This is a genomic window from Pseudarthrobacter phenanthrenivorans, from assembly GCF_000813845.1.
In the GTDB taxonomy this organism is placed as follows: domain Bacteria; phylum Actinomycetota; class Actinomycetes; order Actinomycetales; family Micrococcaceae; genus Arthrobacter; species Arthrobacter phenanthrenivorans_B.
In genome coordinates this window covers 24,032-44,269 of sequence record NZ_JWTB01000002.1, presented here as the reverse complement: position 1 = coordinate 44,269, position 20,238 = coordinate 24,032, and the positions used below count along the sequence as shown (strand labels likewise).

At 67.5% G+C, this 20,238-nt stretch carries 18 protein-coding genes; 8 read left to right on the top strand and 10 right to left on the bottom strand.

Going from position 1 to position 20,238, the window contains the following annotated elements:
• Positions 1 to 2: 2 nt before the first annotated feature.
• A complete protein-coding gene (locus RM50_RS00715) occupies positions 3 to 1,631 on the bottom strand; it encodes a purine-cytosine permease family protein (RefSeq protein WP_156133799.1) in 1,629 nt (542 codons plus the stop codon).
• A 245-nt stretch (positions 1,632 to 1,876) separates the two neighbouring features.
• Between RM50_RS00715 and RM50_RS00710 the strand changes: the two genes are divergently transcribed.
• The 4 genes from RM50_RS00710 to RM50_RS00695 all read left to right on the top strand — a co-directional run bounded on the left by RM50_RS00710 (position 1,877) and on the right by RM50_RS00695 (position 6,260).
• Positions 1,877 to 4,546 (top strand): PEP/pyruvate-binding domain-containing protein, encoded by a 2,670-nt coding sequence (locus RM50_RS00710; RefSeq protein WP_043448806.1) that lies wholly within the window; start codon positions 1,877 to 1,879, stop codon positions 4,544 to 4,546.
• A gap of 32 nt (positions 4,547 to 4,578) precedes the next feature.
• Positions 4,579 to 5,127: a hypothetical protein gene (locus RM50_RS00705; RefSeq protein ID WP_240471779.1), complete on the top strand. Its 549-nt coding sequence runs from the start codon at positions 4,579 to 4,581 to the stop codon at positions 5,125 to 5,127.
• Between the two features lie 373 nt (positions 5,128 to 5,500).
• Positions 5,501 to 5,941, top strand: coding sequence for a hypothetical protein (locus RM50_RS00700; RefSeq protein ID WP_043448804.1), 441 nt, complete (start codon positions 5,501 to 5,503; stop codon positions 5,939 to 5,941).
• Between the two features lie 52 nt (positions 5,942 to 5,993).
• Positions 5,994 to 6,260 carry a hypothetical protein gene (locus tag RM50_RS00695; protein ID WP_043448802.1) on the top strand — a complete coding sequence of 89 codons (267 nt, stop codon included), beginning with the start codon at positions 5,994 to 5,996 and terminating at the stop codon, positions 6,258 to 6,260.
• A gap of 43 nt (positions 6,261 to 6,303) precedes the next feature.
• Here RM50_RS00695 and RM50_RS00690 read toward each other — a convergent pair whose 3' ends face one another.
• On the bottom strand, positions 6,304 to 7,200 hold the full coding sequence (locus RM50_RS00690) for a diacylglycerol/lipid kinase family protein (RefSeq protein WP_240471778.1): 897 nt from the start codon (positions 7,198 to 7,200) through the stop codon (positions 6,304 to 6,306).
• A 223-nt stretch (positions 7,201 to 7,423) separates the two neighbouring features.
• On the opposite strand from RM50_RS00690, the gene RM50_RS00685 reads away from it, so the two are divergent.
• Positions 7,424 to 8,026, top strand: a complete 603-nt coding sequence (locus RM50_RS00685; RefSeq protein ID WP_043448797.1) for a TMEM175 family protein — start codon at positions 7,424 to 7,426, stop codon at positions 8,024 to 8,026.
• A gap of 35 nt (positions 8,027 to 8,061) precedes the next feature.
• On the opposite strand, the gene RM50_RS00680 is transcribed toward RM50_RS00685, so the two are convergent.
• From RM50_RS00680 to RM50_RS00655, 6 genes are all read right to left on the bottom strand, one after another.
• Complete coding sequence (locus RM50_RS00680; RefSeq protein ID WP_043448795.1) at positions 8,062 to 8,328, bottom strand: hypothetical protein; 267 nt, start codon at positions 8,326 to 8,328, stop codon at positions 8,062 to 8,064.
• A 127-nt stretch (positions 8,329 to 8,455) separates the two neighbouring features.
• Positions 8,456 to 9,322 carry a GmrSD restriction endonuclease domain-containing protein gene (locus RM50_RS00675; protein ID WP_043448792.1) on the bottom strand — a complete coding sequence of 289 codons (867 nt, stop codon included), beginning with the start codon at positions 9,320 to 9,322 and terminating at the stop codon, positions 8,456 to 8,458.
• Positions 9,323 to 9,587: 265 nt separating this feature from the next.
• Positions 9,588 to 10,652, bottom strand: coding sequence for a TerC family protein (locus RM50_RS00670; RefSeq protein ID WP_082006918.1), 1,065 nt, complete (start codon positions 10,650 to 10,652; stop codon positions 9,588 to 9,590).
• 260 nt (positions 10,653 to 10,912) lie between these two features.
• Positions 10,913 to 12,757 carry a metallophosphoesterase gene (locus tag RM50_RS20810; protein WP_167562142.1) on the bottom strand — a complete coding sequence of 615 codons (1,845 nt, stop codon included), beginning with the start codon at positions 12,755 to 12,757 and terminating at the stop codon, positions 10,913 to 10,915.
• A gap of 14 nt (positions 12,758 to 12,771) precedes the next feature.
• Positions 12,772 to 13,887, bottom strand: coding sequence for a hypothetical protein (locus RM50_RS00660; protein ID WP_156133798.1), 1,116 nt, complete (start codon positions 13,885 to 13,887; stop codon positions 12,772 to 12,774).
• A 279-nt stretch (positions 13,888 to 14,166) separates the two neighbouring features.
• A complete protein-coding gene (locus RM50_RS00655; protein ID WP_043448868.1) occupies positions 14,167 to 15,036 on the bottom strand; it encodes a DUF1295 domain-containing protein in 870 nt (289 codons plus the stop codon).
• A 240-nt stretch (positions 15,037 to 15,276) separates the two neighbouring features.
• Here RM50_RS00655 and RM50_RS00650 point away from each other — a divergent pair, with 240 nt between their 5' ends.
• Positions 15,277 to 15,708 carry a DUF2177 family protein gene (locus tag RM50_RS00650; protein ID WP_043448787.1) on the top strand — a complete coding sequence of 144 codons (432 nt, stop codon included), beginning with the start codon at positions 15,277 to 15,279 and terminating at the stop codon, positions 15,706 to 15,708.
• Positions 15,709 to 15,942: 234 nt separating this feature from the next.
• Here RM50_RS00650 and RM50_RS20805 read toward each other — a convergent pair whose 3' ends face one another.
• Together RM50_RS20805 and RM50_RS00645 are read right to left on the bottom strand one after the other, a co-directional pair.
• Entirely contained in the window at positions 15,943 to 16,089 is a 147-nt protein-coding gene (locus tag RM50_RS20805) for an MFS transporter small subunit (RefSeq protein WP_167562144.1), read from the bottom strand.
• A gap of 1 nt (position 16,090) precedes the next feature.
• On the bottom strand, positions 16,091 to 17,476 hold the full coding sequence (locus RM50_RS00645; RefSeq protein ID WP_043448784.1) for an OFA family MFS transporter: 1,386 nt from the start codon (positions 17,474 to 17,476) through the stop codon (positions 16,091 to 16,093).
• A gap of 361 nt (positions 17,477 to 17,837) precedes the next feature.
• Between RM50_RS00645 and RM50_RS00640 the strand changes: the two genes are divergently transcribed.
• Together RM50_RS00640 and RM50_RS00635 are read left to right on the top strand one after the other, a co-directional pair.
• Positions 17,838 to 19,103: an alkaline phosphatase family protein gene (locus RM50_RS00640; RefSeq protein WP_043448781.1), complete on the top strand. Its 1,266-nt coding sequence runs from the start codon at positions 17,838 to 17,840 to the stop codon at positions 19,101 to 19,103.
• Entirely contained in the window at positions 19,100 to 20,236 is a 1,137-nt protein-coding gene (locus RM50_RS00635) for an alkaline phosphatase family protein (protein WP_240471777.1), read from the top strand. Before RM50_RS00640 ends, RM50_RS00635 begins: the two co-directional genes overlap by 4 nt.
• Positions 20,237 to 20,238: the final 2 nt, after the last annotated feature.

Here is a 20,238-nt window from a genome sequence, read left to right as displayed (position 1 = left end):
CGTCACGGCTGGGCCACCAGTTCCGCCGGCTCCGGCTCCTCGCTTTCCGGTCCCGTGCTCCCGGCAGCAACCACATTGCCCTTACTGTCTTTCAAAGGGGCCACCGGGGTGTCCCGGCTCGGGATCCAGCGCGGGCCGGCGGCCGGGAAGACAGCGCGGGGTTCCGGAAAGAGCCATAGGAGTCCGAGGTAAAGCACGGCCGCGAGGACCAGCGAGGCGGGGAGGCTGATGTCTACGCCGCCTGCCAGGTTGCCCAGTGGGCCCTGGAACTGGCCGGGCATATTGACCAGGCTCAGGCCCGCAGCAGCGCTGACCAGCCAGGACGCCATGCCGCGCAAGTTCCACCCGTGGTTGAACCAGTACCGGCCACCCGTCTGGCGCCGGTTGAAGACCTGGAGGGCATCGGCGTCGTACCAGCCCCGGCGGGTGATGAAGCCGATGATCATCACCACCATCCAGGGCGCGGTGCAGGTGACAATCAGGGTGGCGAAGGTGGAGATGCTCTGCACGAGGTTGAAGGCGAAGCGGCCAATGAAGATGAACGCTATGGCGAGCAACCCGATGAAGACGGTGGCCTGGACACGGTTGAACCGGGGAAAAACGCTGCTGAAATCAAGCCCGGTGCCGTACAGGGACGAGGCGCCCGTGGACATGCCGCCGATCAACGCTATGGCGCACAGCGGGATGAAGTACCACGCCGGCGAGACAGCCAGCAGTCCGCCGACGTAGTTGGGCGCGGCCGGGTCCATGAACTCCGGCGCCTTGGTAGCGATGACGGACGCAGTAGCAAGGCCAAACACGAATGGCACCAGGGTGGCCAACTGGGCGAGGAAGGCAGCCCCGATGACCTTCCGTTTGGGAGTGGCGGTGGGAATGTAGCGGGCCCAGTCGCCCAGGAAGGCGCCGAACGAGATCGGGTTGGACATGACGATCAAGGCGGCACCAATGAAGGCGGGGATGAAACCCTCGACGCCCACCCCGTCCCAGCCCGTGCCGAAAGCCCCGGCGAAGTTGAGGTCGAGATCACCGGCGAAGGCAATGAATCCGACGACGAACAACAGGGTGGCGGCGATAACGGCGATCTTGTTGACCAGGAGCATGAAGCGGAAGCCGTAGATGCAGACCACCAGCACCAGCGCCCCGAACAGGCCGTAGGCCACGGCGAAGGATCCCATGTCCTGGGGGACGCCCACGAGACGGTTCAGGCCTCCGACCAAAGCGTCACCCGAACTCCAGACCGAAATGGAGAAGAAGGCCGTGGCCGTCAGGAGGGACAGGAATGATCCGACGATCCGGCCATGCACGCCCAAGTGGGCCGACGAGGAGACCGCGTTATTGGTGCCGTTCGTGGGGCCGAACACTGCCATAGGCGCCAGGAGCAGTGCACCGACAACCAGACCCGTGAGTGTGGCCGCCAGGCCCTGCCAGAAGGAAAGCCCGAAAAGAATGGGAAAGGCTCCGAGGAACGCCGTGGCAAACGTGTTGGCACCGCCGAAGGAGACCCTGAACAGGTCGAGGGCGCTGGCGTTGCGGTCCTTCTCGGGGATCTGTTCGATCCCATAGGTTTCCACTTGGGTCGCCTTGCCGCTGGCCGTGCCGCCGTCGGACCCCGCCCTCAAGTTCTCTGCCACTTTCGCCTCCATGGAATCTTGTTGCTCATTGAGCATCATAAGTTGTTCGGGAGTCTACGGCGTGAAGCAGCTCACAGCAAGATGCAGGTCACATTGGCTGTCCCTGCGGAAACACCCGCTTTGCTGCCCCAAAGGCCATTCGGCCCTAGCGGATCGGTTCGGCTGGGCCGACGCTGGAACAGGTCGCACTCCTTGAGGCGCTGCTTTGGACACGGACGACGCCGGTTGGCAGCTAGGGCAAAGCCATGACATACATCAAGAGTTTGGGCGAGGTGGGCCGCGACGAGGTGGCCCTGGCCGGCGGCAAGGCGGTGGGGCTCGGCGGCCTCATCCAGGCCGGGCTGCCCGTCCCGCCGGGGTTCGTCCTGACCACGGACGCGTACCGGGAGTTCGTCAGCGCCAACCACCTGGACGCCGCCGTCCAGGACCTCGCCGCGCTCCCGCCCGACGCATCGCCGCAGGAGTATGAGCATGCGTCCGTGCTGATCCAGACCCTGTTCCACAAAGGCACCGTGCCGGACGCCATCAAAGCCGACCTCGAGGCCGTCTACGCACGCCTCGGCAGCGGCAGCGGCAGCGGCACTCCAGTATCGGTCCGCTCCTCCGCCACCGCCGAGGACCTCGCCTCCGCCAGCTTCGCCGGACAGCAGGACACGTACCTGAACATCAGCGGCCCGGAGGCCCTCGCCCAGGCCGTCATCAACTGCTGGGCCTCCCTCTGGACGGCGCGCGCCATGGCCTACCGCGCCCGCGAAGGCGTGCGGCCTGACAAGGTGCGCCTCGCCGTCGTGGTGCAGCAGATGGTGGACGCCGACGCCGCCGGGGTCATATTCACCGCCAACCCCGCCAACGGCCACCGCGACCAGACGGTGATCAGCGCCGCCTGGGGCCTGGGCGAGGCCGTGGTCGGCGGGACCGTCACCACCGATGACCTGGTGGTGGAGGCCGCCACGGGCACCGTCCTTTCGCGGCACACGGCCGACAAGCACGTCATGACCGTGCCCGCGGAGAACGGCACCGTGGAGCAGCCGGTGGCGGAAGACCGCCGTCGTGCGCCCGTCCTCGACGACGACGCCGCAGCCGCGCTGGCCGCGTATGGCCGGCAGGCGGCCGAGCGCTTCGGGTCCCCGCAGGACATCGAATGGGCGCGCGCCGGCGGCGGCTTCTTCCTGCTGCAGTCCCGCCCCATCACCGCGCTGCCCGAGCCGGCGGCCGACACCCCGGACACCTGGCCGGTCCCCTACCCCAAGGGCCTCTACTTCCGGGCCAGCATTGTGGAGCAGATGCCGGAGCCGCTCTCGCCGCTGTTCGCCGACCTCATCGACGGCTCGGTGACGCGCTCCCTCTCGGCCCTGATGAACGATGCCCTGGGCATCAACGCGCTGCGCGAGGGCGACGTCCGCTTCCCCACCATCAACGGCTACGCCTATTACTACTACCGCACCTCGGCCATGTGGCGGATGACGGGCCGGACCGTGCCGGCGCTCGGCGCGCTGTTCCGGGGCAAGGCGCACATGGGCATCGCGGGCTGGCGGGACCATTCGCATCCGCGCTACGAACGCGTGATCAAGGACTGGTCCAGGCATCCGCCGGCCGGGCTCCCGGGCGGCCGGCTGCTGGCGGGGGTGCAGGAACTCCTGGATGCCGGCACCGTCTACTACACCGCCGTGCAATCCATCATCCCGCTCGCCGACATGAGCGAAATCTCCTTCCGGGCCTTCTACGACAGGCTGGTGCGGCGCGCCGGCGATCCCCCGGCCCAGACGTTCCTCCTGGGCTTCGACAGCGAACCGATCCGCGCGGAAAAGTCGCTGTACGACCTCGCCGGCTGGGCGCGCAGCGACCCCGCGCTGGCATCGGCCCTGCTGGAACGGACGACGGCGGAGCTCGCCGAGTGCCAGCGGACCGGATCCGCGCCGGAAGGGGTGGACAACGCCCTGTGGCAGGAATGGCGGTTTGCCTTCCGGGAGCACCTGGGGCTCTACGGCCACGCGGTCTACAACCTGGACTTTGCCACCCCGGTGCCGGCGGACGACCCCTCCGCCCAGCTGGAGACCGTGAAGTTCTACCTGCGCGGGCAGGGAACGGACCCGCACGAGCGGCAGCGTCAGCTGACGGAACGCCGGGAGTCGCTCACCCGCGACGCCGCAGGGCGGCTGGGGCCGCGGCGGCGTGCCGTGTTCCTCCGCCTGCTGAGGTGGGCGCAGGAGGCGGCGCCGGTCCGCGAAGACGCGCTGGCCGACGTCGGACTCGCCTGGCCGCTGCTGCGGAGCATGCTGCTGGAGCTCGGGCGTCGGCTGGTGGCTTCCGGGGTGGTCGCCTCGGCTGACGATGTCTTCTGGTTGCGCTTCAGGGAGCTGCAGAGTGCTGTCGAGTTTGGGCTGGCTGAACCCGGGACGCCGGCCGCGGTGACCGGGGCCCCGCGTCCCGTCCGGGCTGCCGCCGTCGAGGAGCGCAGGATGCTGTGGCGGGGTCAGGCCAAGGCCACCGCGCCGCAGATGCTGCCCCAGAAACCGTGGATGGAGAAGGCGTTCGGGTCCATGATGCCGGCGGGCCCGCAGCACCAGCCCGGCGCCGTGATCAAGGGCGCCGGCGCCAGTTCCGGCCGGGTGACCGCGGCTGCCCGCGTGCTGCGCGGCCCGGAGGATTTCGGCCGGATGCAGCCCGGCGAGGTGCTGGTGGCCCGGATGACCACGCCGGCGTGGACCCCTCTGTTTGCCATGGCCTCGGCGGTGGTGACCGACGTCGGCGGCCCGCTCAGCCACAGTTCCATCGTGGCCCGCGAGTACGGCATCCCCGCGGTCCTGGGTACGGGCGTGGCCACGCAGCGGCTGGCCGGCGGCCAGCAGGTCACCGTGGACGGCGACACCGGGACAGTCACCATGGAGCGTCCGTCCACCGCGCTGGACCGTTAGGAAAGAGGGGCCGCGAGGCGCATAGTTGGAAGATGACAGGTCCTTACACCCGGGGCGACTCCTTCAGCAGCGAGGCTTCCCGGAAACACATCAGGCAGGCGCTGGCGGAGTACGGCGCAACGGACGTTGTGTTTACCCAGCGGGGGAACCTGAGCGCTGTCGCCTTTAGGGGTGATGGCAGGCAGTTCCGCATCGTCATGCCGTTGCTGCAGTCTGAGGGCGCCCTGGAAATCAAGGGGGACGTCGCGGACAGCCGGCGCCGCGAAGCGAATGCCAAGATTTTGGAGCGGGCCAACCGCAAATCCTGGCACGCCCTGGCCCTGTCCATCGACGCCAAGCTGGGCGCAGCGGCGGCCGGCATCGCCACCCTGGAATCGGAGTTCCTGGCCCACGTGGTCCTTCCCGGAAACCACACCGTGTTTGACGAAATCGAGCCTGTCATCGACGTCGCCTACCGGTCCGGCCAGCGCCCGACATTCGGCGGTATAGACACCTCTGCGAGCCCTTCAGAACCGCAGGTCCCCGCTGAATTCCCGCCGCTTCGGGCTGTTCCTTCCCCCACGGCCGTCCGCCGGAGCTAGGCGCGCCACGGCTCCGGAAGGTGACCGCTCCCCCGTCACGGGAATGCCGCATGCAGCCGCGCCGTCCGGGGCTTGCCAACAGGCGTAGACTCAAAGTATCTCGGAACACCGTGACTGGTATCCGGCGTCCCGAAAACGAGTTCAATTCTTTGCGGCCCTCCCGGGCTGCTGACCAGCGCCGTACCGAGTGACTTTGATACCGGCGCTGCAGGGAATTGTGACGACGAGGGCGGCCAAGAGCGCACCACGGCCCCAACGGCATCCGACCGTTCCCTCCCCCGCAGCCGACCCGGCCCCGGGTCCCCTGCCCCCTTCACAGCCGGCCCTATTCCGGGATCCGGCAGTGCATTTTCCAGAACGCTGGTAGAACACCATGACCACCACCCAAGACTTCGCCGTCCGCGCTGACTCGGCACTGGCCCTTAGCGGAGTCCTCGCGTCCGCGCTTCCGCATGACCTGGGCACCGCGCAGGGGCCCACCCGCTACACCGTCCCGGTGGTCTTCTCCCGCCGGCCGCAGCCGCGCGAGATCGACCTTCTGCACGGCCCCGGCACCAAGCGGCGCCTCGCCGAAGCGGGATACAGCGACGTGGACCTCCGAGTCTCCGACCGCCGCCTCCTGGTAAGCAACACCAACCTGGCAGACCTCAAGTCGGGGCTGGCCCACCTCCTGGGTTTGCTCCTGCGGGACATCTCGGCGCAGGCGGCCCAGGAACGCACCGACCGGGCCGAAGAACTGGAAGCCCTGGGCCTCGTTGAGGAGCAGCGTCTTGAGGCGCTCCGCCGGGCCGCGGCCGACATCCACTTCGACTAACCCGCCCCCGCCAACCGCCCACCCATGAACCACAGCCCGCGAAAGGCACACCATGACCGATTTGAGCATCCGGGACCAGTGGAACCGGCTTCCCTCCCCCGTAACGCAGTGGCTGCTGGAAAACCCCGGCTGCATGATCCTTCCGCGGACACTTTCCGCGCAAATCAGTGCAGCCACCGGCGAGGAGACCAACGGCGATCCGCACGGCGAAACCACCCTTAGCCAGGAGGACGTGGACTTCATCCGGACGAAGTCCCAGGAGGCTGAGCCCGCAAAGCCGGACCCGGGCTACACGTTCTTCGATTCAGTCCAGCCGTAGGAACGCGCCGCCGGAAAGCGGGCCCCCGTTCCCGGACGCGGGTTCAAAGAGTGGCGAGGGCGCCCTTGGCGCTGTCCACCTGCACGTGGGCGCCGGCCTGGAGGTGGACCACCTCGCCGTCAATCTGGCACGGCACGGCGTCCCGCGTGGAAAATGCATAGCTTGTGACGCTGGGCTGATGTCCCAGTCCCAGCGTCACGGCGCGGAGCGTCATCAGGGCCATTTTCGTGAGCCCGGCGTGGGGCAGCGTCACTACCTCGAAGCGGCCGTCATCCGGGCGGTGTGACTCGCTGACCGTTCCGTACTTCGCCATCCGTGAGATGTTGGCCAGGATCAGGCTGTCGAAGGTGGCGGTGGCCCCGTCGTCGCGCACCAGCTCGAACGGCTTGAGGCGGGACAGCGTCCGGGCAACGGAAACAAGTTCAAGGACCTTTCCCTTGCCGCCCTGTTCGATGCCGATGGCCATCAGCGGCGTGAGTCCGAAGCCAATGTAGGAGTGCGCATACTGGACCTGCTCCCGGCCTCCCGAACGGAACGTTGCCTGCAGCAGGTCGATGTGCCGGACCCCGCCCGCGCCAACGGCGTCAGCGAAGGACCGTGCCGGCCGGCTCCGGAAGTGGTCATTGGCATTTCCGGCAGGGACCACGGTGCACACCGCGTTGCTGCCGGCAACGTCCATCACGCCGTTGACCACCTCGTTGTACCCGCCGTCGCCGCTCACTGACACGATCAACGGGGCGCCCCGGCTGGCTTCGGTCCTCGCAAGCCCGCGGGCGTGCCCGGCGTATTCCGTGGGCAACAGCTCAACGGGCAGGCCAGGCAGGTCCATGGCCAGCTCCCGCTGCAGGGCCCCGATCCGCCCGCCCATTCCGGCCCTGCCCGGATTGAAAATCAGGACGGCGCGGTCAAAGGGTGCCGCGGGTGCTCGGCCATCTGCCAAGGCGTGTCCCTTCATCCGGTTGCTGGTGTGTATCCGGTTCCAGCCTAGCCGGGACGCGGCCGCCCACCGGCCCGCGGGGTCAGGACGGTTGGCCACAGGGGCCGGGACGCGGCCGGCCACGGCCCGCAGGGCAGGACGGTTGACCACGGCGATGTGGACGGCGGCGCGGGAACAGCCACCACCGGGTGATGCCCGGATCCTGACTTGGGCGCATGATATTCGGGTGAACAAGAACCGGCTCGAAGCCTTCAGCGATGGTGTACTGGCCATCATCATCACCATCATGGTCCTGGAACTGCACACGCCGGAGGAACCAACGTGGGAGGGCGTTGCCGCCATCCTGCCGACGCTCTTCACCTATCTCCTGAGCTTCGTCTATGTGGGGATCTACTGGAACAACCACCACCACATGATCCACCTGGCGAGCAGGGTGAACGGGTCCATCCTCTGGGCCAACCTTCACCTGCTGTTCTGGCTGTCCCTGTTCCCGTTCACCACCCGGTGGATGGACGAGTCCGGCTTCATGCAAGTGCCGGTGCTGCTCTACGGCATCAACCTGCTGTGCGCCGCGATCGCGTACTTCATCCTGGAACGGCGGCTGATCGCGGCACAGGGCAGGGACGGGGCACTCGCCCAGGCCGTGGGCCGGGACTGGAAGGGCAAGGCGTCGCCCGCGATCTACCTGGCCGGGATCGGACTCACCCTGGTCCAGCCGCTGTTCGGCATCGCCGTGTTCACCATCGTGGCGCTGATCTGGCTGGTTCCGGACCGCCGCGTGGAACACTTCGTCGCCAGGGCCCATGAAACCGGCAGCAATGCCAACTAAATGACCTCGTTGCCCCGGGCCTGAGACCCCGCGGCCTACTCCCCCATGCCCGGATGCACGGGAACGAAATCAACCCTGTTGCCGGAGTTGGTCCGGCCCGCCGGGGCGCGGTTGAAGCCCCGCGCGTCAAGCCCGTTCCTGGCGCGGAACTCGGCGAGTGCCGCGTCGTAGGCGTTGTTGAGGGTCTTGCCGGAGAACTCGCCGGTGCTGCCGTCGTTGAAGTCGATGCGGATCCGGACGCTGGCCGGGTAATGCCGGGTCATGCGGATGAAGCCGTCGGCGTCCTGCTGGAGGGTGATCACGGGATCCTGCTTTCGTTGGGGAGCAACCTCAAGTGTGGCGCATATGCCGCGGAAACCCTTGCCGGACCCGGCCGTGGTGGACGCCAGGCACCATGTGGCCGTCCACAGGCTCCCCGCCTTGGGCCGGCTACCCTTCGCACGCCACCCCGTCGCCGTCGCCGTCCAGCCCCTGCCGGTACCCGGGACTGCCGGCGTAAAGGGGCGCGGCCCCGGCGGCGGCCGCCTCGGTGCAGTTGGCGTAGTAGACAACGGTGGCAGCGGCTGCCGGCTGCACGGTGGACGGCGCAATCTGTCCCGGGCAACCCGCCAGGATGCCGGCGATGGCGTCGTGCTCCGCCTGCGTCACCCACAGGCTGTAGCGCGCCTTTACCGAAACCTGTCGTGCCACGTATTCGCAGCGGAAGCCCTTGGCCGGCGGCAGCCAGGTGGCGGCGTCGCCGTCGCCCTTTTGCTGGTTGGTGGGCCCGTCCGTGGCCTGCAGGTTCAGCGGATCATTCGCGAATGCCGTCCGCTGCTCCGTGGTCAGCTGCTGGGCCCCTTTCTGCCAGGCGTCGCTCAGTGCCACCACGTGGTCAATCTGTACGGCGCTGCTGGTGGTGGTGCCGCGGACGAAGTTGATGACGGTGCCCGTGTAAGGGTCTGCAAGCACCCCGGCCTTAACGGTGCAGGGAACGCTGGTCACGTAGGTGATGTCCGTGAGGTCCCGGTTGAGGATGTCGTTGCGCGTGTCGCAGCCGTTCTGGTCCACGTCCGCCCACGTTGCCCCGAACAGCGACCGCTCATACCCGGTCTTCGGTGCCCGGCCCTTGACCGGAAGGGTCTCCAGCAGGTCGGCGGCCTGGACTGTTCCCGGCTCGACGGTGGTGGTGCTCTCCGCTGCCACGGCCGGAAGGTTCGCGCCGAAGAGCGCCAGCAAAGCGGAGAGGACGACGCCGGCTGCCCAGCGGGTGCCGGACGCCGACGTGGTGGTGGGCAAGGACGTGTAGGCGGACAAACAGTTCCCCAGTTGTGCACGATGAGTGAAGGGCGTCAGCCCCCAATTGCGCTGACGCCGAGGAAAATCCTAGCGGCGGCAAATCCACTCAATGGCCTGTTCAGGCGGACCTGGGGCAATCCTTCCCGACTCCTGCGCCGATCCTGCGGGTGACTGGCCCCGGCGGTGCGATGACCCCCTCCGGCGTCCCGCTCCGGACGTGGCGACGGCGGCACCCACGCCGGGTGCCGCCGTCGGGCGTCCTGCTTACCTGGCCGGCAGGAGCCTAGCGCGGGGCGCCGGCCGTGGAGTCCGTGTCCTCACCGGCGTGGGAACCTGCCACCGCCTCCCGGGTGCCCGGATCGCCGTGGACCTCGGGGCCCCCGCTGCCGGGGCGGCGGGTCTTGGCCAGGCTGGCCACCGTGGCCACCAGGATGGTTGCGGCGATGAAGAGCAGGGAGAACCAAATGGGGATCTCGGGCACCCACAGGAGCGGCTGGCCGCCATTGATGAACGGGAGCTCGTTGACGTGCAGGGCGTGGAAGACCAGCTTCACACCGATGAACGCAAGGATGACGGCCAGCCCCTGGGCGAGGTACACCAGGCGCTCCAGCAGTCCGCCGATCAGGAAGAACAGCTGCCGCAGGCCCATCAGGGCGAACGCGTTGGCGGTGAAGACGATGTACGCCTCGCTGGTCAGGCCGTAGATCGCGGGGATGGAGTCGACGGCGAAGATCAGGTCCACGAAGCCGATGGCGATGATGGTGAGCAGCATCGGCGTCACGAACCGCTTGCCGTCCTGCTTCACGGTCAGCCGGTCCCGGTGGTAGTCCGGGGTGACCGGCAGGACGCGGCGCACCAGCTTCATGAACCTGCCGTCCGCCGGGTTGGCGTCGTGGCCGCCGAACGCCTGCCGGTACGCGAGGAACAGCAGCAGCGCGCCGAAGATGTAGAACACCCAGGAGAAGTTTTCGATCAGGGTGGCGCCGATGGCGATGAACCCGCCGCGGAGGATGAGGGCGATGATGATGCCCACCATGAGTACCTTCTGCTGGTACTTCTTGGGGACGGCGAACCCTGTCATCACGATGAGGAAGACGAACAGGTTGTCCACGGACAACGCTTTTTCGGTGAGGTAGCCGGCGAAGTACTCCCCGCCGAATGTCCATCCCGAGAACATGCCGATCCCGACGCCGAACAGGAGCGCGAGGCCGATGTAGAACGCCGACCAGCGGGCGGACTCGCCGATGGACGGTTCGTGGGGTTTGCGGACGTGGGCGAAGAACTCATAAACGAAGAACAGGATGGTCACGGCGATGGTGATGATCCAGATGAGGGGTGTTACCTGCATGGCGGGCACTCCAAAGGGGTAGGCGTTGACATGTACGCCAAGGTCTCCTCCGCCCGGCAGGAACCGGAGCCGGTGGCCCGGGATGCATCGCTGCATCCGTATTGACGGGCCACTCACAGTCGGGAGTACTCCCCTTGATGGGTTAAATCGTACCTGACCAACGTTCGACGGCGGCACCCGGTTCCGGATGCCGCCGTCGAATTCCGCCGCAGAACGCTACTTCGTGTCCTTCGCCATCAGGCCAGGCTTACGGGCCTGCCTTACGGGCCTGCCGGCCGCACTACGATGGCCGAGCCGCACTGGTTGATGAGCGAGCCCAGGCTTGACGCTGCCGTGGCCGTCCTGGTGCCGGTGGCGGAGGTATCGGTCAGGGCCAGCGAGTTCACCTCGATGGCCGCATTCGACTTGGACGCGATGCCCGAGCTCACGTCGGTGACCTCTGTCATCCCTGCGGGCGGGGCGAACTGCGTGGTTGCCGAGTTGGTGGAGTTCCGCAGGCCGTGGGCTGTCAGCAACAGCGCTCCCGGTGTCACCGGCGTGATGGACGGAGCCCGCACATCCGGGTATGCCACACCGCTGTTGGTGTCAGTGGCGGGCGGAACGTCCAGCGGCGTGGTGGTGTTGGCGCCCTGTACCGCCACCGTCGACCAGGCATACCGGGACGCCGGTTCGGCGACGCTAGGAGCCGGGTCCCCGGCCTGCATCACCCGGTACCAGACCGCCTGGTGCGCGGAGGTGGATCCGGCGCTGGTGAAGTCACCCACCGCCTTTGTCCATCCCGCCGGAGCGGTGGTGTTGGCCGATCCGGCGACCGTCACCTGGGAGTACAGGAAAACCGTGTCGCCGGGTTGCCAGCCTGCCGGCAGCGACGTTGTGTACGAGCCGGCAGCCGTCAGCTCCCCTGCCCCGCTCGCGAACGACCGGACCGAGACAGCCGACGTTGTTGGCGGCGGCGTCGTGGTGGTGGGCGACGGCGTCGGTGTCGGCGTTGGGGTCGGTGTCGGCGTTGGGGTCGGTGTGGGAGTGGGGGTCGGCGTGGCCGTCGTTGTGGGCGTCGGCGTGGGGCTCGGCGACGGCGCGGGCCGTGTGATGGTGAACTTGTCCGTGTAGGTTCCGCCCGAAGCCCGGACGAAGGACCCGGTCAAGGTGGTGCTTGTGACCGACACGTTCAGGAAGCCGTAGGTGGGGTTGTTGTTGCTCCCCATGAAGCTCTGGAAGTACGGCGCCGTCGTCGTGTTGCTTTCACTGTTGATCGACCTGCCGCCCGAACCCACGGTGGCCAGGATGGTTCCGGTGCCGGCGGCGAATTGGCCGTTGGGGTCCGTGTCGGCCACACAGTCCGGGTTGAAGCTGCTGACCGGGATGGCCGTGCAGCTGCCTTTGAGCGCGAGCGGGTAGCTGCGGGCGTACGCGTGGTCATGCGCCTGCAGGTACAGGTCCACCTTCTTGGACACGAGCATGTTCATCAAGTCCGGGCTCGCGGCGCAGGGGTAGTTGACCATCGACAGGCAGTACATGTGCATGCCCACCACCACGAACGGGATCCCGGCAGCGCGCGCCGAGTCGATGGCCGACGTGACGAACTTGTAGCCCTGGGTGCCGGACTTGTAGGACCAGTCAAGGCCGCTGCCGCTGTAGGTCAGCTTCGGGGACACCATGATCAGTCGGACCAGGGGGCTGCTGGCCGGGTAGTCGGTGTAGAACTGCTGGGCGTAGTTTCCTACCGAGCCGAGCTGGTCCGGCAGGCACGAGGCGAAGTTGGACCACACGCCGTCGGGCCCGTCGTCCTCGTGGTTCCCGGTGATGAATTCGTAGGGCATGGACCCGGCATGCTGCTTGACGAACGAGCACCAGGCCGATTCCGGGGTGATCTGGGAGTAGGACAGGTCGCCGAGGTTGAAGAATGCCGAGGTGCCGGCGTTGCGTGCCGCGTCAATCACCTTCCCGGTCACCGTGTTGCCGCCGGTGTCACCGGCGAACCCCAGGCTCACCGACGTTGCGGCGGAGGCCTCCGAGTCGTTCCGCGGGCTAAGGACGTCAATGTTGCCGAGTACGAGGACGGCGCCGAGCAGGACGGCCAGCACCGCGCTTACTGGATGGCGCAAGCGCCCCTGGCCTTTCACTTGCAGCTCCATTCGGTTGCGCGGCGCAGTCCGTTGTCAGCTGCGGAGAAGCCGATGACAACGGCGTTGGCACCCTGGCCTGACACCGAGGTCGCGGACCCGGACACGCCGGTGAACTGGGCATCGGATCCCGGCGGCAGGATCCGTGCACTCTTGCCGATCCAGATCACGGCTTGCGGCCTGGATGCACGGAAGGAGGGCGAACTGCCTGCTCCCACCGTCACACCTGCAATCGCTGAGGCGGCACTGGACGTGGCACCGGCAGCGGCAGCCCCGACGTCGGTGACGGCGCCGGTCGCGGCCCAGGCCACGGCGTGGGTTCCGTCGGCCACGCCGCTCTGGCCCACTGCCTGCCCGGTCGAATCGATCCCGAGCACTACTCCGCCTTTGCCGCTAAGGGTGGGCAGGGCCTTCGGAGAGCCGTCCGGCCCCCAGAGGACCGGAGTGGCGTCGTCCCCAATGGCCACCCCGCCGGCGGTGCCGTCCGGGCCGACCGCGAAGGCATGTCCGCCCCGGGTTCCGGAGGGCAGCGTGAGTTCGCGGGGTGCCGTGGTCACGGAGGGCCAAACCGCGGGCCGCTCATCTTCGTCGGCACCCGGCCCGTCTGAATGTTCCTCGTCTGCGACCAGCGCCCCGGCGACGACGCCGCTGTCATTCACTGCCGCCGGCATCGCTATGTCTCCGGGTTTGACCGGTAAGGGATGGTACTGCCCGTCCTGCCACCACCAGCCCACCAGCAGCTCATTGGCGGTGTCATACCCTGTGCCGACGACGACTCCTGCCGCGTTCACGGACGCCGGGGCCGCGGCCTGGAGCGGGATCGCAAGCTGGGTGGGTTGGCCGTTCCGCCAGAGCACCGGCACCGACTCGCCGGCGGCGGTATCGGCGAGGCCGACCACCAGGCCGTTGCTGCTCGACGCGACGGCGTTGCTGCCCCTGCCGCCGAGGCCGGGAAGGAGTTGCGGCGTGCAGTTCGTGGCCGCTGGCAGATTAGGACCGGCCGCGGTCGCAGCCACCGGCAACATCACCATGCCGCCCTCGGCCGCGAGCACCAGCGCCGTCAGCAGCGCCCCCGGCCGCATGTCCCTGGACTTGCCCAGCCGGGACAGCACGCTCCCACTGCCGGATGACGCCTTGTTGAAAAATCCGTACTTTGACAATGTTGCCCCCCGGAGTTGAACTCCAATGTCCCCAGAAGCATCGGCAGCGCGAGCGCATCTGCTTAGCGGCACTGTCTTTCGAGGCTAGATCCGGGGCAGGCGGGAGTCACGAGTAACCGATACCTGCTTCCCCGAATAGGGGGTACTTGGGGATCCCAGGCTTTAGCCGGGATAAAGGACGACGCCGGCACCCACCCGGGTGCCGGCGTCGTCCGTCCTGCCTGCGAAGCCCTACTTCAGCCTGGGTACCAGCACCGGCGTGTTCTTCTTGTAGGCCTCGTAGTCAGCCTGGCCGCCCCACTTCTTGTCCGCCTTCTTCTCCAGCGGCGGCACCCCGCTTCCCTTGGTGAGCAGCAGGGTGACGAAGACCGGAGAGATGAGGGCGGCCCACTGCCAGCCCTGGAGGACCGGCAGGGCGATGATGGCCACGCCCACCCACAGCGTGATCTCGCCGAAGTAGTTGGGGTGGCGGGACTTTGACCAGAGGCCGGTGCTGATGAAGCGGCCCTTGTTGGCGGCCTCGTCCTTGAACCGGTTCTTTTGCACGTCCGCCACTGTCTCGATGCTGATGCCCACGGCCCAGACCAGCAGGCCCACCCAGAAGAATGCATCCAGGCCCACCTTCTTGTCCGAGGTGATGGCCACCCATGCAAGGGCGGCGGTGAGCACCACCCACAGGCCCTGGATGGTCCACGTGTTCAGGAAGCGGAACAGGTCCGGCTTGAGCTCATCGAAGCGGTCGTCCTTGCCGTGCTTGCTGATCCGCAGGAACAGGAAGCTGCCCAGCCGCGCGGCCCAGAGCACCACCATGGCCGCCAGCAGCATGCCGCGGGCGTCGATGCCCGGCGAGGCCAGGACCAGGAACACGGTGATGGAGATGTACGTCAGGGCGCCGGTGAGGTCGTAAAACTTCTCCGTCTGCGCTTTGTAGGAGGGGATGAAGACCAGCCACTGGATCACGAACGCCGCGGCGACACCCAGCGCGAACACGGGGAACCCGCCGATCCTGGCCCCGCCCTGGCTCCCTGCCAGGGCGATGAGCACCGCCACCACCACGGCAATGACGATGCTGATGAGCGCCTTGCGGCTCTTTTCGTTCACGGACACGTCCCTTTCGCAGCCGGCCGCGCGCTGCTGCACGGCCGGTCCCTGCCGCGCCCAACGGGGCACGGTTGTACCAACATCCAACTCAGCCGCGGTGGCCTCGTCCACTTGGTCTTCGGAGCGGACCGGGGAAAGTATGGGTGGTGCGGCCTTTCGGGAGCTCCGGTGCCCAGTCCGGGCGGGCAGCGGCAACGAACTGCTGCAGACCGGTTTACCCGCTGCCCCAAGGAGCCCTGCATGAGTCACCGCACCACGAACTGGCTGACCGCCTACATTGTGACCGCCGTGGTCTTCGCGGTGCTGGACGTGGCCTGGATCCTGCTGGTGGCCAATCCGCTCTACCAAAGCCAGATCGGTGGCCTCCTCGCGCCCAAGGCGAACCTGCCGGGCGCCGTGCTGTTCTACGTCATCTTCGTGGCCGGCATGGTGCACTACGGTGTCCGGCCGAACCACCGGGACCTGGCGGTCCGGCAGCGGGTTGGCGGCGCTGCGCTGTTCGGGTTCTTCACCTACGCCACCTGGGCTTTGACCGGTTTCGCCGTGCTCAAGGACTTCACGGCCCTGGTGGCAGTAACGGACATCCTCTGGGGCGCCGCGGCCTGCGGCCTTGTCACCTGGATTTCGGCGACCATCCTGCACCGGCGGATAACCAAGCCTGCGCCGGCCTGAACTCACGCACCCGCGTCACGCAGAGCATGCTCTGGGCCCACGGGCGGCGGCGGAACCCCGGAAACCCCGGCGCCGCCGCCGTCCGTTTCGATAAAAGCCTGCTCCGCGTGACGCCCGCGCACGGACTGGCCCAGTTTTCGGAGCGGATCGGCGGAAACCCAACGGTTCCGTGGGCGTCCGTTCCTGAAAACTGGGCCAGTGTGCCACCAAGGGCGGCGCACGGAACTGAAGAGCTCAGCCGAACAGCGCGGCCACCTGGGTCAGCGTCTGGAAGACTCCGAAGGCCAACGGGATCCCCACCAAAACCCAGGCCAGGACCAGCCGGCCGGTGGAGCGCTTGACGGGCTCGTGCGCGCCGGGGGTGTGTGCTGTGCTGCTCATGTCAGGCCTCCAGGGGAGATTCGTGCCGCTCGGGGCGGGGTTCGTGGAACCGGTCATCGACGGGCTTGACCAGCAGGTTGGACACGAAGCCGATCACCAGCAGCGCCACCATGGTCAGCAGCGCGGGCTGGTAGGACACGGCGTTGAGCTGACCGGGCTTGCCCTGCGCATCCAGGATGCTGTTGACGATCAACGGGCCCGCCACCCCGGCCGCTGACCAGGCAGTGAGCAGCCGGCCGTGGATGGCGCCCACCTGGTACGTCCCGAAAAGGTCCCGCAGGTAGGCCGGGACGGTGGCGAACCCGCCTCCGTAGAACGAGATGATGATGAAGGCCAGCACCACATACAGCGCGGTGGCCGTGGACCCGGCGAACGCCAGCACCGTGTACAGCACGGCGCCCACGCCCAGGTACATCATGTAGATGCGCTTGCGGCCGGTGACGTCGGAGGTGGCGGACCAGGCGAACCGGCCGGACATGTTGCCGATGGACAGCAGCCCCACGAAGCCCGCGGCCACCCCGGCGCTCACCAGGGACTTGCCGTCGGCCTGCCGGAAGAAGTCCTGGATCATGGGCGCGGCCTGTTCCAGGATGCCGATGCCCGCGGTGACGTTGCAGAACAGCGCAACCCAGACCAGCCAGAACTGGCGGGTCTTGATGGCGTTTTTCGCCGAGACGTTCTCCGTGGTCACCAGCTTGGCGGCCTTGACCTTGGCGGGGTCGAACCCTGCGGGACGCCATCCCTCCGCCGGCACCCGGACGGTGAACGCGCCGAACAGCATGTAGGCGAGGTAGACGGCGGCGAGGGTCAGGAAGAGCTTGCCCACGGCGTCGCCGCTGGCTACCCAGCCCTGCGAGCCGGAATTGGGGTCGTACGCCTTGAGCAGCGCCTGGGATACCGGGCTGGCGATCAGCGCGCCGCCGCCAAAGCCCATGATCGCCATGCCGGTGGCCAGGCCCGGCCGGTCCGGGAACCACTTGATCAGCGTGGACACGGGAGAGATGTAGCCGATGCCCAGGCCGATGCCGCCCACCACGCCGTAGCCCAGGTAGACCAGCCAAAGCTGGCGCGTGAAGATGCCGAGCGAGCCGATCAGGAAGCCGCCGGCCCAGAAGATCGCGGAGGTGAACATCGCCTTGCGCGGGCCGTTGGTGTCCACCCAGGTGCCCATGACCGCGGCGGAAAGGCCCAGCATCACGATGGCGATGGAGAAGATCACGCCGATCTCGGTCAGGCTGGCGCCGAAATGCTTGACCAGCGCGGTCTTGTACACGCTGGTGGCGTAGGCCTGGCCGATGCATAGATGGACGGCGAGCGCTGCCGGCGGGACCAGCCAGCGGTTGAAGCCCGGCGGGGCAACGGAGTGGTCACGGTCCAGGAAGCCCATGGTTGATTCCCTTTGCTTGTCGAAGACGTCGATGTCTGATCGATCCAGAGGCGAAAGGCCCTACCCCCGTCAGGACTGATGCCTTCGGTAATCATCAGCCAAATCGTCAGTAAACATACTAATTCTGCGCCGAGCGGCGGGGAATGCGCGGCAAACGGTCTTCGAGCCGAGGCGCAGCCCCGGCGGAACCTCTGATTAACACTGCATGAACAGAGCCTCGTTCCGGCCTTGGCGGCAACCGGGCCGTGATCTACTGGGGAACGCGAAAATCTTACCGACCAGTAACTTCGGTTCGGCGATCGGCCCATCGTGGGGGGGCGTGCCCGCTTCGCCGTCTTCCGTGACGGACAAGGAATCTGACGTGAATCTTTCGAGACGCCGCTTCTTCGCAGCAGGCACCGCGGCGGCCACCACGCTGGCCGCCGGCAGCACGCTCCGGCCGGCCGCAGCGGCCCCTGCTGCGCTTCCGGACCCAGGGACTTCGGGCATTGAGCACATCATCGTGGTGATGATGGAGAACCGCTCCTTCGACCACTTCCTGGGCTGGATGCCCGGCGCCGACGGGGCACAGTCCGGCTTGAGCTACACCGACCGCTACGGCATCCCGCACTCCACCTACCACCTGGCCGATTACCAGGGCTGCGGCCACCCGGATCCCGACCACTCCTATGAGGGCGGCCGGATCCAGTACAACAACGGCAGGAACGACGGCTGGCTGCGGGCCGGCGAAAATGACGAGTTCGCCGTCGGCTACTACGGCGCGGCCGACCTGGACTTCTGGCGGCAGGCCGGGCCGGACTGGACAGTCTGCGACCGCTACTTTGCGGCAACCATGGCGGAAACCTACCCCAACCGTTTCTACCAGCACGCTGCTGCCACGGACCGGATCCACAACTCCTCCGCAACCTCCACGCTTCCCACCATCTGGGACCGGCTGGCTGCAGCAGGCGTTTCCGGCAAGTACTACTACGGCGATATCCCCTTCACCGCGCTGTGGGGAACGAAGTACCAGGGGATCTCCCGCCCGTATGCGGAGTTCCTCACGGACTGCTCGGCAGGAGCCCTTCCGGCCGTGTCCTTCGTGGATCCTCGCTTCACGGACGAGGGCTCCGGCACGTCCGGGGACGACCACCCCCACGCCGACATCCGCTCCGGCGAAACGTTCCTGGCGGAGGTCTACAACGCCGTCACGTCCGGACCCGGCTGGGCCAACACCCTGCTGGTGGTCAACTACGACGAAGCGGGCGGCTTCTACGACCATGTGCCGCCTGGAACGGCCCCGGACACCAGCCCCGACACGGCCCTGCGCGGCTTCCGTGTTCCATCGCTGGTGGTCTCGCCCCGCGCCCGCCGCCGGTACGTAGCCCACGATGTCTACGATCACACCTCGGTCCTCAAGGCGATCGAATGGCGCTGGAACCTCGCTCCCCTGACGCCGCGGGACCAGGCTGCCAGGAACATTGCCGAAGTCCTTGACTTCGGCACCCCGGCCAACCTTTCCGCCCCCACGTACTTGGTCCCGCCATTCGTGGCGGGTCCCGCATGCAGCCCCGTCGGGCCGCCGCCGGCGGAGGAATGGTCGGGACTGAAGGACAAAGCACTCGCCGACGGATGGACACTCCCGTGAAACTGAGACTTCAAACTGCCGCTGCAGTTATCGCGGTAGCCGCCGCTGCCCTATTCGGCGGCGCCGCGGCCACCTCCACCCCGGTTGCCGCCACAGCGGCTGCCCCCGCCGCATCCACCAGCAAAGGCTACCTGCCCGGAGCCAACCACGTCTTCGTCATCAACCTCGAAAACAAGGGCTACGACGAAACCTGGGGCCCGGCGTCGGCCGCTCCCTACCTTTCGCAGACCCTCCGCAGCCAGGGCGTGCTGCTGAACCAGTACTACGGTACGGCCCACAACTCCCAGCCCAACTATGTGGCGCAGATTTCCGGCCAGGGGCCCAATCCCCAAATGCAGGCGGACTGCCAGACCTATACGCCGTTTGTGGGTGCGGGCACGGCCAGCCCCGGCCAGGCGGTGGGGGACGGCTGCGTGTTCCCCGACACCGTCCCCACCGTGGCCGGACAGTTGAAGGCTGCCGGGAAGACCTGGAAAGGGTACATGGAGGACATGGGCTCACCGTGCCGCCATCCTGCGCTGGGCGCCGTCGACGACACGCAGAAGGCGAAGGTCGGAGACCAGTACGCCGCCAGGCACAATCCCTTCGTCTACTTCGCCGGCATCACGGGATCGCCGGACTGCGCGGCCAATGATGTGGACCTCAGCGCCTTGACGACAGACCTCGCAACGGTTGCCACTACCCCAAACCTGTCGATGATCACGCCCAATCTCTGCCACGACGGGCACGACGCCCCCTGCGTGGACGGCCAGCCGGGCGGGCTGGCGAGCGCCGACGAGTGGCTCAGGCAGTGGGTGCCGGCGATCACCTCATCCCCGGCGTTCAAGCAGGACGGGGTCCTGGTCATTACCTTCGATGAGTCTGACGGGCCGCAGTCCGATGCCAGCGCCTGCTGCGGCGAGGGCCCCGGCCCCAATGCGCCGCTGCCAGGCATCACCGGGATGGGCGGTGGCCGGGTGGGCGCCCTGGTCCTCTCCCCGTTCACCAAGGGCGGCACGTGGTCCACCACCCCCTACAACCACTACAGCCTGTTGGCCAGCATCGAGGACACGTTCGGTCTTCCCTACCTGGGTTACGCTGGGTCACCCGGACTGAACCGGTTCGGACTCGACGTTTACAACGCAGGCGTCTGACG